Here is a 13,248-nt window from a genome sequence, read left to right as displayed (position 1 = left end):
GCGGTAACCTTATCGCTCGCGATAGTCCGGCGCGCGTTTTTCGAGAAAGGCCGCGAGCGCTTCGCGATGGTCCTCGGTCGCCGAAAGGATCACCTGCTGGCGGTCCTCGATCGCCATCGCCGCATCGAGACTCGGGGCGTCGATGTTGAGGTTCAGCGCCTGTTTCGAGAGGCGAAGGCCATAGGGCGAGGTCGCGAGCATCTCGTCGGCGAGCGCGAGGCCGCGAGCCAGCAGCGCCTCCTCCTCGACGATCTCGCTGACCAGCCCCGCGCGCAGCGCGCGCTCGGCATCGATGAAACGCCCGGTCAGGATCATCTCGGACGCGAGGCTCGCGCCGACGAGGCGCGGCAGGAAATAGCTCGACGCCATGTCGCATCCGCCGAGGCCGATGCGGATATAGGCAGCGTTGCAGCGGAACGACGGCGCCGCGTAACGCACGTCGGAGGCGAGCAGCAACGACAGGCCGCCCCCCGCTGCGGCGCCGTGGCCGAGTGCAATGATGGGCTGCGGACAGGCGCGCATCTTGCGATAGATATTGCCGATGCTCGTCTGGGTACGCAGCGTGCGGAGCACCGGCGTCTCGTCCGACGACCGGTCCTCCTGGATGTCGAGCCCCGCGCAAAAGCCGCGCCCCGCACCGCGCAGGATGACGACGCGCACATCGGGCCGCTCGGCGAGCCCGCCGAAATAGGCGCCCAGTTCCCCGACCAGCCCTTCGTTCAGCGCGTTCAATCGCTCGGGGCGGTTGAGCGTTGCGATCTCGACCGCGCCGCGCGCTTCGACGAGCAGTTCGCTCACAGCGTCTGCCCGTCGTCGACCGTGATCACGCTGCCCGTGATGCCGAGCGCGGCGTCGGAACAGAGCATCAGCAGCGGCGCGTGCAGGTCGCTCGGCGGGCGCATCCGCTGGCGCGGGAAGGCCTTCACCATCGCCGCGCCGACGTCGCCTTCGAACAATTCGGCGGTCATTTCGGATTCGAAATAGCCGGGCTGGATCACATTGACGCTGATCCCGCGCCGCGCCCATTCGCGCGCCAGTGCCTTACCCAGGTGCCGCACCGCCGCCTTGGTCGCGCCATAGACCGAGGTCGCGGGAAACACCTTCTCGGCGGTGATCGAGCCGATCAGGACGATGCGCCCATGCTGCTTTTCGCGGCTCCCCGCCTTGTCGAGGCGCTTGGCGCCCTCTGTCGCGGTCAGGAAGACCCCGCGGACATTGGCGGCGAGCAGGAAATCGACGTCGGCGACCGACAGGCCCATCGCCATCTTCTCGGTCGCGACGCCGGCGTTCGCGACGATCGTGTCGACGGTCCCGAACGCCGCCTCGGCGGCGTCATAGGCGGCGATGGTCGATGCCTCGTCGGTCACGTCCATGCTGACCGCGACCGCCTGCCCGCCCGCGGCCTCGATTTCGGCGACCTGCTCGGCAAGCTTGTCGGCGCGGCGCGCCGCGAGCACGACCTTTGCCCCCGCTGCGGCAAGCGCCTTCGCAAATCCGGCGCCGAGCCCCGACGAGGCGCCGGTGACCAGCGCGACGCGCCCCGACAGATCGAATTTCGGTTGTTCGGCCATCCTTGTCCCTTTCCTTCGTTTCCTATGCATTGGTCCCGATTGACGTTTACGTCAACCGGGCGAGGCCGTGCGGAAAACGACGGCACAGGGGTTGACGAAGCAATTATGTTCTCCTATTGTTCTCCTTGTGCACAACGAACCTCATCCCCCGTCGCGGCTGCCGAGCGCGGCGGGCGGGGGATAAAGGTCCCTCCGTTCGCGTGCCGGCGAACCCAGCTTCTGAAATCCGGCTGCCGCCAAGCTTTTGAGCTTGCACTCCGGCATTGATCGCCGCCGCAAACAGCGTCACAAAAGACACCGTGGGATTGACGGAAAATAGGGGCCGCATCATGTCATCGTCGTTCGGCATCGCCATGGATCGTTCTTAGTCGATGCACGCCGTCGAAGCGTTCGAGCTCGTCCTGGGGCTGCTCGTTCTCGTGATCGGGCTACACTGGCTGGCGCTCAAGCTGCACTGGCCGCCCGCGACCGCGCTGCTCGTCGGCGGCGGCGCGCTCGCCTTCGTTCCCGGCCTCCCGCAAATCTCGCTCGATCCCGAACTCGCGCTCGTCCTCTTCCTGCCGCCCTTGCTGATGGACGGTGCCTATTACACCGCGCTCGGTCGCTTCAGGCGCCACTTGCCGGGGATATTGTCGCTCGCGGTGGGCGCGGTCGTCTTCACCACCCTCGTCGTCGGCGTGGTCGTGCACACGATCGTCCCCGAGCTACCTTGGGCCGCCTGCTTCGCGCTCGGCGCGATCGTCTCGCCGCCCGACGCGGTGTCGGCGCGCGCAGTGCTGAAGGGCGTGCACCTGCCCCGCCGGCTCGAGGCGCTGCTCGAGGGCGAGAGCCTTCTCAACGATGCGACCGGACTCATCCTCTTCCGCTTCGCGGTCGCCGCGACGCTCAGCGGGGTTTTCCATACGGGCGAAGCGGTACAGAGCTTTGCGGTCGTCGCGATCGGCGGCGTGATCGTCGGTGCCGCAGTCGCGGCGGGCTGGATATTCCTCGCCAAGCGCTTTCGCGACCCGATGCTGATCATGCTCATCACCATCTTGCTGTGCTGGGCCGCCTATCTGGCCGGCGAGGCCGCGCATGTCTCGGGCGTCATCGCAACCGTCACCGCAGGGCTGGCGATGGGCTGGTACCAGCATGTCATCCTGCCCGGCGCCGTGCGCTTGCGGGCGAATTCGGCGTGGCAGATCATGGTGTTCGTGCTCGAGGCGCTCGTCTTCATCCTGATCGGCTTTTCGCTGCGCGGCGCACTCGAGCGGATCGGCGGGATCGGCGCGATCCCGATATCGATGATCACCGTGATCGTCGCCGTCGTCGTCACCGTCACCGTCGCGCGCTTCGTCTGGATTTTTGGATCAGAAGCGCTTCTCGGCCTCGCGCGCAGGCTGGGCCTCGATCGCGCCCGCCCGCTCGGCTGGCGACAGGCGACGGTGCTGAGCTGGGCGGGGATGCGCGGCGTCGTGACGCTTGCGGTGCCATTGACCCTGCCGGTCGACATGCCCGGCCGCGACCTGATGCTGATCTGCGCCTTCGCGGTCATTTTCGTCACCGTCGTTGCACAAGGATCGAGCCTGGGCATGCTCATCCGCGCGGTCAAACCCGTCGACACCGATCCGCCCGCCAAAATGGCGCTGCCCGCCGCCGAGGCCGCGATGGCACGCGCGCGATTCGCGGTGATCGAAAGGCTCGCCTATGACGAGGATGGGACGTTGATCCATCCGATGATGCTCGAAGAACATCGCAAGCGGATGAATTTCATGGAGCGTTACGAGGCCGACGCCAGCACCACGATGGACGGGCTACGGTCGCATTTCGACGTTCTGCTGCAAGCCATCGCCGCCGGCCGCGCGGAGCTGATCCGCATCCACCGCGCGGGGCTGATCGAGGACGAGGTCCTTCACGAACTCGAACGCGATCTCGACGTCGAGGAACTGGCGATGACATTGCAGCGCGGCGACTAGATCGGCGGATCGAGCCGGCAACCGCCCAATATCAATCGAGCAGGCGGAACCGGATCGCCGTGCCGCCGCCCGGAGCGAGCGCGAGCCTGAGCGTATCGGAGCGCGTCACGATACGCTTCTCGATCGTCAGCGCGTCCGGGTTGGTCCGAAAATCGGCACCCGGACCGTCGGCGTATATCTGCGCCTCGAACCGCTTGCCCGCCGGGAGGAAGCGGAGCGACTGTTGCAGCGTCCGGGCCTCTTCGTCGGTGATGGCGCCAAGATACCAGTCGCCCTTCCCCCGTTCCTGCCGCGCGATGACGACATAATCGCCGATGACGCCCTGCAGGGTCTTCGACGTCTCCCAATCGGCGGGGACGTCGCGAATGAACTGGAAGGCGTCGAGGCGCTTTTCGTAGTTTTCGGGCAGGTCGGCCGCCATCTGGATCGGCGAATAGACAACGACATATTCCGCCAGTTGCGTCGCGAGCGTCGATTGCACACGCCGCGTCAGCTCCGTGCCGCCGCGCGCGATGTCGAAGATGCCGGGGGTAAAGTCCATCGGACCTGCGAGCATGCGCGTGAAGGGCAGGATCGTCATATGTTCGGGCGGATTGGTCGGGTTGCCCCAGGCATTGAATTCCTGCCCGCGCGCGCCCTCGCGGCTCACCCAGTTCGGCCAGGTCCGGCGAAGGCCGGTATCCTTCACCGGCTCGTGCGTATCGATGACGATATGGTGCTTTGCGGCGCGCTTCACGACATCGAGATGGTGGCGCACCGCATATTGGCCGGCAAACCATTGCAGCCCGCCCTCGCCGTCGACGATCGTGCCGCTGTGGCGGACATAGCCGGTCTTGATCGCCGCGACGCCATGATCCGCATAGAGTTTCAGCGCGTCGTCGAGCTGGCGCGCATAATTTTCGATCGCCCCGCCGGTTTCGTGATGCCCGATCAGCCCGACCCCCTTGCCCTTGCCGTATCGGGCGATCGCGGCGAGATCGAAATCGGGATAGGCTTCGGTGAAGCTGAACTTGTCGCCATTGGCGATCCAGTCGCCGTCCCAGCCCTTGTTCCAGCCTTCGACGAGAACGCCATCGAAACCATATTTCGCCGCGAAGTCGATATAGCGCTTCACATTCGCGGTGGTCGCGCCATGTTTCGGCCCGCTGCCCCATGTCGATTTCTCGAGGTGCATTTCCCACCAGACGCCGACATATTTGCCCGGCTTGAACCATTTGCCGACATCGGGAAGCATGTTCGGCTCGTTGAGGTTGAGCGTGATGCGGCTGTCGGCGAGCGCCGCGGGGCTGTCGCCGACCAGCACGGTACGCCACGGCGTCGTGAACGGCCCGGTCTTCTTCGCAAGCGTGCCGTCGGGCCAGGGCATCAGCCAGGCGTTGAAACTGCCCGCGCCATTGCCCTGGAGCAGCATCGACGGGAAATCGACGAGCGCAGCCTCGTGGAAGCTAAGATAGAGGCCGTTGCCGCCCTTCAGCGTCAGCGGGGTTTCGGCGAGCGTGACGCGCCGCGCATCGGTCTGTTTGTAAAGATATTCGTCGCGTTCCTGTCCCAGCCCCTCGTACCACCAGGCCTCCCAGTCGCCGACGGTGCGGAACTGGCTGTGGTCGGCGGCGACGGCGACCGCCTGCCCCGCTGCGATCGCGCCATAGTCATAACGAAAGCCAAAACCGTCGTCGAAGAGGCGGAAAGTGACGCCGACCGCCCTACTCAGCGGGGTATCGCCCGCGAGTGTCACCTTCAGCTCACTGTGGTTATCGCGGATCAGGCGCTGTTCGCCCCACGGCTGTTCCCAGCTTGTGTCCGACGCCGAGCGCTTGACGTTGCCAAGCGCCGAGTAGCGCGGGTCGGCTTCGCCGGCGAACGCGAGTCCGAGGCGCGACGGCGCGATCACGACCGTGCCGCCGCGCTTGACCTCGTAACGCGCCTCGCCATCCTCGACCGACACGCAAAGCTCGAGCAGCTTGCCCGGCGACTGCGTACACTCGCGCGCCGCCGCGGGCGAAGCGATCGCCGACATCGAAAGGCCAAACAACAGGAACGTCTTCGATTTCATGGACAAATCTCTTTCGGGGGAGGGGTCATTTGCGGAATGCTGCGGCGATTTTCTGGCGCAACGCCGCGCGGTCGGCGGGCCGCATCGTGCCGAGCGCGCCGCGCAGCGCCTCGGGGATGTGGCCAGCCGAAATCTCGGGTTCGCCGAAAACATGCGCAGCGAACATGGCCTGCCAATAAGCGCGTTCGCCGGGCGGCAGATGTTTCAGCGCGAGTAAGGCGGCAAGAAAGGCATTATTGGGCTCCTCGCCCTCCCCCGCCGGCGCACCCCACCAGTAATTGACCATCGCATTATAGGGATCGAGCGACGTCACATGATGCCACCAGTAACGGGGGATGAAGAGGGCATCGCCGGGTTCGAGGAGAGCGATCCGCGCCGCCGCCATCGCCTCGCGGAACCGCGGGAAACGATCATGGTCGGGCGCTTCGGGGTCGACGAGCGATAAGGGGGGCGGATTGTCGAGCGGTCCGATGTAGAGGTTCGCGACCTGATCGGGCGGAAAGAGCAGGAAGCGCCGATGACCGGCGATAACGCACGCGAGATTATGATCGCGGTCGTTATGCGTCTGCGTCTTCACCGCACCGCCGAGCCAGAGCTTCGGCCCGGCATCGGCGGGAAGCAGCGGCATCGGATTCTGGCGCACGAAGTCGGGCATCGCGTCGGCGAGCGGAAGCATCTGGATCGCCGTGGTCGGCGCGCTATCCTGCCCGGTCAACGCCTCGATCCGGCCAAGCGCCTCGCGCAGCGGCACACTGCGTTTGGTGAAGGTGAATTCGCGCATATCGGCGCGATAAGCGAAGCGCGCCCCGGCCCGCGCCGGCGCCTCCATCAGCGGAACGGGCATGCCGCGGTCCATGCCGGCGAGATAGGCGTTGAGGCGGCCGGGCGAATGACGCCCGGCCGCCAGTGCGACCCAGTCGCCGATCAACCCCTTGATGACGACAGGCATTCCGGCCGCGACGATCGCGGCGAAATCGGCCGGCGCAGGCGCACCGCGGGCAGCGACGCGCGGCAGTGCGTCGAGCGGCGATGCCCCCGCCGTGCCGCTGCCGAGGCGTGCGGGCTCAGCCATGCGCGGGCCGCTGCACGATCCGCGCGAGCAAGGCGTCATGGGTCGGCTGCCGCAATACCGCTTCGCGCACGAAGCCGAGCATCTTGCGGAAATGCGCCTTGACCTCTTCGGGCGGCAGCCGGTCGATTTCGGGGCGCCAGCCCTCGGGCATCAAGCCATGACCGAGGAAGAGCGCGCGCCAGCTGTCGGGCGGCAGGCTTTCGTCCTCGAACGGCGCGAGTTCGCCGCGTGCACCGAAGAAATCGATCCGGTGCGCCAGCTCGTCCGACATCGGGACCGCCCGCGCGGCGTCCCAGAAAGGCCCGGCATAATGTTGCAGCGCATAATGGGCGGCCTGGAAATCGGCGACGCGGGCCAGATGCGAACGCATCGTGCGATCATATTCGGCCCGGCGCGCTGCGTGGCTGTCGCCATCGGCCGGGAAATTGGCGAGAAGATGGACAATGCCGAGCTGCAAGGCGTGGAGCGCAAGCCCGTGCACGGGGTCGAGAACGACGCCCGCCTCGCCGATCCCGATGACATTGCCCGCCCAGAGTTCGGCGGCGATTCCGGGCTCGACGGAGCGAATGGTTACTGCGTCGAGCGGCAGCCCGCTCGCGGCCGCAGCGGCATCGACCGCCGCTTCGTCCGACATCGTCATGCTCGACCAGATGTGAACGACATGCGTGTGCGCCATGGTCGGGATCAGCCCGGTCCACCCGGCCGTTCCGGCGCGCATCTCGGCATAGACGGGCACGGCCGCAAAGCGCGGCGCCAGCGCCGACAGTATCCGGTCGCCCGGTGCCTGCCATGTTTCGAACGACATGCCGGGCGTGCTGCGCAATAACAGCCCGCTCGCCGTCGCATCGACGAAAAGGTCGCCTTCGACACGGCGCTCGCCATCGAGCAACAGCGCCCGGACATCCCTGCCGTCGCGTTCGGCGACGACGCTTGCCGCCTCGACGACCTCGACCCCCAGGTGCCGCGCGATCGCCATCAAGCTTTTCGCATAGGCGGCGGCGGGCAAGTGATAGCCATAATCGGCGCGGGCATATTTCTCGCTATCGGCATCGGGCAGGAACAGCCGGCCGTTGTGCGCGGCGGTGGCCGTCAGCGAGAAATCGTCGATCCCGACGCCCAGTCCGTGGTGCCGCGCCTTGACCCAGTGCGGGAAGAAATCGCTGCCGCCGATGCCGGCGCCATGCGCGCCATAGCTGTGCAGGAAGGGTGCCTGTCCCGCACCGGTCGCGTCGACGAAATTCTGTCCGAGCGTGAAGGCCCCGCGCACCCCGCGCAGCAGCGCCGCCTCGTCGATGCCGATCTGGTTGTGCAGTGCCTCGATCGCGGGAAGCGTCGCATGGATATCCGCCGGGCCGGCTTCGGACGGCAGCGCGACCGCAGTGACCGTGATCCCGGCGGGCGCCAGCGCGCGGCGCAGCGCCGCGGCGGCAAGCCAGAGCGGCGCGTCGCGGCCGACGACGACAAGGCGGCGGACGCTCATGCCGCGCTCGCCGCGCCCGGCCGCGCAGTCGCTTTCGACGCGCAATAGCCGGTGAGGAACTCGCCATGCGGCGTCATCTCCGCCGCGTTGAGCACGATGCGCGCGGCCAGATCGTCGAGACGCGCCTGGCGCTCTGCCGCCGGCATGCGATGGGCTAGCGGATTCGCAGCCGACGGCAGAACGCCCTGCCCCTCGAGAACCGAGAGCCAGCTGTCGCGGGAAAAGAGGCCGAGACTATATTCGGGCGCCGCCGCGCTCTCGCGGAACAAGGCCAGCCGGTGCGCCAGGCTGTCGGGCAACACCATCGTGCGCACATGGTCCCACAAGGGTTCGCCGACACGCTCGTTCGCGGTGTAATGAAGCACCAGGAAGTCGCGGGTCCGGTCGTAGTGGATCCCGAAGAGCCGGTTGAACTCGCGCACCGCGCGTGCATCGATGCCCTCGCCGCGGCGCGGCATCAGCGCCACCAGATCGATCGCCGCCGCCTGGATAAGGAAGATGCTCGTCGATTCGAGCGGTTCGAGGAAACCACTCGCGAGTCCGATCGCGACGCAATTGCCCGCCCAGCCCTGTGCGCGACGCCCCGCCGCAAAGCGCAGCAGGCGCGGCTCGTCGAGCGCTTCGCCGTCGAGATTGGCGAGCAGCGTATTGCGTGCCTCCTCTTCGCCGCAGAAGCGGCTCGAAAACACATAGCCGTTGCCGATGCGGTGCTGGAGCGGGATGCGCCACTGCCAGCCGCCGCGCCGCGCGGTCGAGCGTGTATAGGGGGTGATCGGTTCGACGCCGAGGCAGGGCACGGCAAGCGCCCGGTCGCACGGCAGCCATTCGCTCCAGTCGATCCACGGCACCTGCATCGTCTGCCCGACAAGCAGCGAACGAAAGCCCGAGCAATCGACGAACAGGTCACCCGCGACCTGCGCGCCCGCTTCGAGCGTCAGCGCGGAGACGGCGCCGCTTTCACTGTCGCGCACGACGCCCGTGACCTTGCCCTCCAACCGCCGCACGCCGCGCGCGGTCGCCCAGCCGCGCAGATAGCGGGCATAGAGGCCGGCATCGAAATGATAGGCATAGCTGTATGTCGATCGGATCGACCCGGGATCGGTATTCGGGTGCTCAAAGCCATTGGCATGGCAGGCGGCGACCGCGAAGCTGTACGCCTGCAGCGACCGGTCGTCGCTCGCGTCGAGCCGCGCCTGCGCCCAGTGATGCTGGAAATCGACGCCGCCCCATCGGTCGCCGAAGGTGCCGAAGGGATGGATATATCGCGCGCCCTCGCGCAGCCAGTCGACGAACTCGATCCCCAATTTGATCGTGCCCGCGGTTTCGCGCATGAACTCAGCCTCGTCGATGCCGAGCATGTCGTTGAAGGTCTTGATATGCGGCAGCGTCGCCTCGCCGACGCCGACGGTGCCGATCTCGTCGCTCTCGATCAGCGTGATGTCATAATCGGCGGCGGGAAGCAGGCCGGCCAGCGCCGCGGCGCTCATCCAGCCGGCGGTCCCGCCGCCGAGAATGACGATCCGATAAGGTTCCGCCCCGGTCATGCCCAATCCTTCATTCCCTGTTGGTCGGGATGGCGCGGCCGCATGTGGACGTGGCGGCCGCGCCATCCCGGGGATCAGAATTTGACGCGCGCGCCGAACTGGAAGCGACGGTCGACCCGGCTCCAGGCGGAGTCGAAATATTTCGCCGCAGCCCCCGGTGTCTGCGGGGAATCGCCGAATATCTGCTGTTGATACACGGTGGTGGTATTCAGCAGGTTCGTCCCGTCGACCGAAAGTTCGAGCCACTTCGTCGGCGAGTAGCGCAGCGAAGCGTCGAGGAAACCCGCCCCCTTCTGGAACACCGGCAAACCGATGCAGCAGTCGAGATTCTGCGTCAGGTATCGCGACCGCCAGTTATAGGCGACGCGCAGCCCGATCGGTCCCTTCTCGTACAGCCCCACGAGATTGAAGGTGTGCTTCGAGATGCCCGCGAGCCGGTGCGAGTCGATGACGAAGCCCGATCCGCCGAGCGATTGCTGGCCGGCACCGAACGCACCGACATCGCCGCTCGACGACGCGGTGAACAGGTTCGAATTGTTGATATCCGATTGGTGCACATAGGTGTAGTTCGCCTGCATACCGAGGCCGCTGAGGAACCCGGGCAGGAAGTCGAAGAAGGTCTGGTAGGCGAGTTCGGTTCCCCAGATTTCGCCGCCCTTGCGGACATTGCTCGGCCCGCTGATCTGCACCGTCTGCGTCGACGACCCGTTGGCGACCTCGCGGCTGAACTGCCCGAAAGAGATCGCGTTGGTCAGCTTCTTGTAGAACAAGCCTACGGTCAGCGAGCTGTTCGATCCCATATAGCGCTCGAACGTCAGGTCGAACTGGTCTGCCCTCAGCGGTTTCAGCGCCGCATTGCCCGAATTGGCGAGGAACACGAAATTATAGCCCCGGACATTCTCCGGCGTGTGCGCCGCAGTCGGCGAACTATAGACGACATAGGGCGAATCCGCCGTGGTGTTGATCACCGGCGCATTGATCGCGAGCGTATTGCGCAGATAGCCGAACTGCGGCCGCGATATCGCCCGCGAATAGGCGAAGCGGACGAAAGTCTTGTCGTCGAATCCGAAGCGCAGGTTGAGGCTCGGAAGCCAGTCGGTGCGCGACGTCTTATACTTGTCTTCCGCCGCCGCGCCGTTGGCGAACGCAATGATCTCCGGCGTCAGGTAGCAGCGCGGATTGACGACATTGTTGCCGGTCAAAGGCGCGTTGCAGGGCACCAGATTGTCGAAGATATTCGTGGCGGGAAAGGCGACGCTGCCCGTACTCTCGATCTTCGTACGCACCACGCGCAGGCCGACATTGCCCTGCAGCGCCACGCTGCCAAGCATCAGCTTGTCGCCGCCGCCGAATTTGACCATTGCATAGGCTGCTTCGGTCTGTTCGCGAACCTTGAGCTTTTCGCCGGCCGTGAAGCATTCGTCGACGGTCGCTTCGGGACGGTCGCAAATCGCAGTATAACCCGTGCCGAGCGGCGATGCGGTGTTCGCGCCGCCCAGCGACTGGATCAGCCGCGGGAAATCGCGAAGCGTGTCGCGGTTGAGGAAGACGAGCGGCCCGTTGGCATAGGCGCTGCCGTTATAAAAGTCGCCGAGGCTCTGCGATTCCCAGATACCCGCACCATAGCCCTTGAAGGGCGCATGACCGGCATTGCCGCCGCAGTTCCCGCTGTTCGTCGGATAGGCACCGCCCGTCGTATTGTCGGCATTGAAGCCCGGCCCGTTGCAATTCCAGTTGGCGGCGATCGGCGTCCAGTTGAACGTCGAATAGCGCACCGTCTGCTCGCGATCGGCGTAACGCACGCCGACTTTCAGCGAGTCGAGCCAGTTGCTCTCGGGGAAATCATATTCCACGTCGCCGCGCAGCGCGAGTTCGTTGGCATCATTGTCCTCTACATGCCCCTGGATGAACGGGATCCAATAATTGTGCGCATTGGCCAGGCCGCCCGGCGCATAATTGACGTTCGAACCCGGCAGCAGGGTGATGTGCGGGGTGCCGTCGCCATTCACGCTATAATCGTAATTGGCCATCGACCCCGCCGCGACGAGGATGTCGTTATTGTAGGTCGACGCGTCGATATATTGCGCGTCCAGGTCGAAATGCAGCCGGTCGCTGGCATCCCAGCTGATGTTGGCCGAAAAATCGCGCGTGCCTTCGCGATGGTCGAAATTGCGCGCTTCGTTCTGGAAATAGAGCCCGTCGCGCTGCGTTGTGCAGTTTCCGCCGGGGCCGGGACCGCAATAGTTGACGAACGGCTGGCCCGGTACCGCCGAGCCCGCGTTGATCGCCGCCTGCAGGCTCTCGGTCGTTCCGCTGAAGCTGCCGTGCGGCTGCGTCAGAATTCCCCCGGTCAACATGCCGTCGGGGCCGAAGGTCAGGCCGCTGCTTCCGACGAGGACCGATCCGGTCCGCGGGTTGTAGGCGCGGGTGCCGAAATAATTGCCGTCGAGGATCGCGTGGCTGGCGCGTTCGAGCCAGGCGTTGGTGTAGTGCGAGTCGATATATTGCAGCGTCGCGCGGAGGCTGCCCGAGTTGTTTTCATATTGCAGCGCGCCGGCGATGCCGCGCCGCTTGCGGTCATAATCGACCTGCGAATAGCGAATGCCGTCGGGCGCATAGGCCCAGCCCGTTCCCCCGAACGGATTGGCGGTACAACCCAGGCTGCCATCGGCACCGGGGGTGGCTCGAACGACATTATCCGGCCCCGTGGTGCCGAAACCCGCCGAGCAATAGGTGTCGATCTTGTCCATGATCACGCTTTCGGTCCGCGTGACGACATGGCTTTGCGCATAGCTCGCAAGAATGCCGAAGCGGCCGATCGCGGTATCCCACGTGTTGCTGATCAGGCCCGAGAATTCGGGCGTCCAGCGACCCGAACGATCGCCATAGTTCATCCGGAAGGTGCCCGTCACGACGAGCCCGCTCTGGTCGAACGGCACACGCGTACGAAGGTCGACGGTGCCGGCGATCCCGCCTTCGATCATGTCCGCCGTCTGGTTCTTATAGGCATCGATCCCGGCGAGCAGTTCGGGCGCGATGTCGTTGAACTGGAGCCCGCGCGCCGAGTCCGCCGAGAAGCTGTCGCGGCCGTTGATCTCGGTCCGCACAAAGGTCAGGCCGCGAATGAGGACGTCGGTCGGCTCGCCCGACGGGTGCGTCGAGTCATCCGCCGATTGCAGGCGGTTGACGGTGATGCCCGGAAGGCGCTGCAGCGCCTCGGCGGCCGATTTGTCGGGAAAGGCGCCGATGTCGGTGGCAGTGATCGAGTCGACGACCGTCAGCGCATCCCTTTTGCGGCCGGCGGCATCTTCGAGTGCCGCGCGCACCCCGGTCACCACAATCTCGTCATTGCCCGAACCGCCTTCGGGCGCTGCATCCTGCGCGAACGCGGGCGCCGCGGCGATCATCATCACCGACAGCGATGCACCACCCAATAAGCGGCGACCACAATCCTTCGCGAAACCGTTGAGCCTCATCATCCTCCCCTTCCCATTCGTGCTCCCTTGTTCCGGAGCTTTTCATTGCGGATGCGTCAGGGCGGCGCCTGCGATCCTTTTGCATGTTTTTGCGTAT

General features: G+C 65.8%; 8 protein-coding genes. 1 reads left to right on the top strand and 7 read right to left on the bottom strand.

What is annotated here, in order from left to right:
* Window positions 1-9 precede the first annotated feature (9 nt).
* The gene (locus VGN62_RS11025; protein ID WP_327453706.1) at window positions 10-798 is read right to left on the bottom strand and encodes an enoyl-CoA hydratase/isomerase family protein; all 789 of its coding nucleotides are present in this window, start codon (window positions 796-798) and stop codon (window positions 10-12) included.
* Entirely contained in the window at window positions 795-1,571 is a 777-nt protein-coding gene (locus VGN62_RS11020) for an SDR family NAD(P)-dependent oxidoreductase (protein ID WP_327453704.1), read from the bottom strand. The genes VGN62_RS11025 and VGN62_RS11020 overlap by 4 nt, the downstream gene beginning before the upstream one ends.
* Before the next feature lie 371 nt (window positions 1,572-1,942).
* On the opposite strand from VGN62_RS11020, the gene VGN62_RS11015 reads away from it, so the two are divergent.
* Window positions 1,943-3,526: a Na+/H+ antiporter gene (locus tag VGN62_RS11015; RefSeq protein WP_327453702.1), complete on the top strand. Its 1,584-nt coding sequence runs from the start codon at window positions 1,943-1,945 to the stop codon at window positions 3,524-3,526.
* 31 nt (window positions 3,527-3,557) lie between these two features.
* Here the strand turns inward: VGN62_RS11015 and VGN62_RS11010 are convergent, their stop codons facing one another.
* The 5 genes from VGN62_RS11010 to VGN62_RS10990 all read right to left on the bottom strand — a co-directional run bounded on the left by VGN62_RS11010 (window position 3,558) and on the right by VGN62_RS10990 (window position 13,154).
* Window positions 3,558-5,579, bottom strand: coding sequence for a glycoside hydrolase family 97 protein (locus VGN62_RS11010; RefSeq protein WP_327453700.1), 2,022 nt, complete (start codon window positions 5,577-5,579; stop codon window positions 3,558-3,560).
* A gap of 25 nt (window positions 5,580-5,604) precedes the next feature.
* Window positions 5,605-6,651 carry a cupin-like domain-containing protein gene (locus tag VGN62_RS11005; protein WP_327453698.1) on the bottom strand — a complete coding sequence of 349 codons (1,047 nt, stop codon included), beginning with the start codon at window positions 6,649-6,651 and terminating at the stop codon, window positions 5,605-5,607.
* Window positions 6,644-8,131: a tryptophan 7-halogenase gene (locus tag VGN62_RS11000; RefSeq protein WP_327453696.1), complete on the bottom strand. Its 1,488-nt coding sequence runs from the start codon at window positions 8,129-8,131 to the stop codon at window positions 6,644-6,646. The genes VGN62_RS11005 and VGN62_RS11000 overlap by 8 nt, the downstream gene beginning before the upstream one ends.
* On the bottom strand, window positions 8,128-9,675 hold the full coding sequence (locus VGN62_RS10995) for a tryptophan halogenase family protein (RefSeq protein WP_327453694.1): 1,548 nt from the start codon (window positions 9,673-9,675) through the stop codon (window positions 8,128-8,130). Before VGN62_RS10995 ends, VGN62_RS11000 begins: the two co-directional genes overlap by 4 nt.
* A gap of 74 nt (window positions 9,676-9,749) precedes the next feature.
* The gene (locus VGN62_RS10990; RefSeq protein WP_327453692.1) at window positions 9,750-13,154 is read right to left on the bottom strand and encodes a TonB-dependent receptor; all 3,405 of its coding nucleotides are present in this window, start codon (window positions 13,152-13,154) and stop codon (window positions 9,750-9,752) included.
* Window positions 13,155-13,248 lie beyond the last annotated feature (94 nt).

Source organism: Sphingopyxis sp. (assembly GCF_035998905.1).
GTDB lineage: Bacteria > Pseudomonadota > Alphaproteobacteria > Sphingomonadales > Sphingomonadaceae > Sphingopyxis.
The sequence above is the reverse complement of the archived record's forward strand: the minus strand, read 5'-3'. Positions and strand labels throughout refer to the sequence as shown.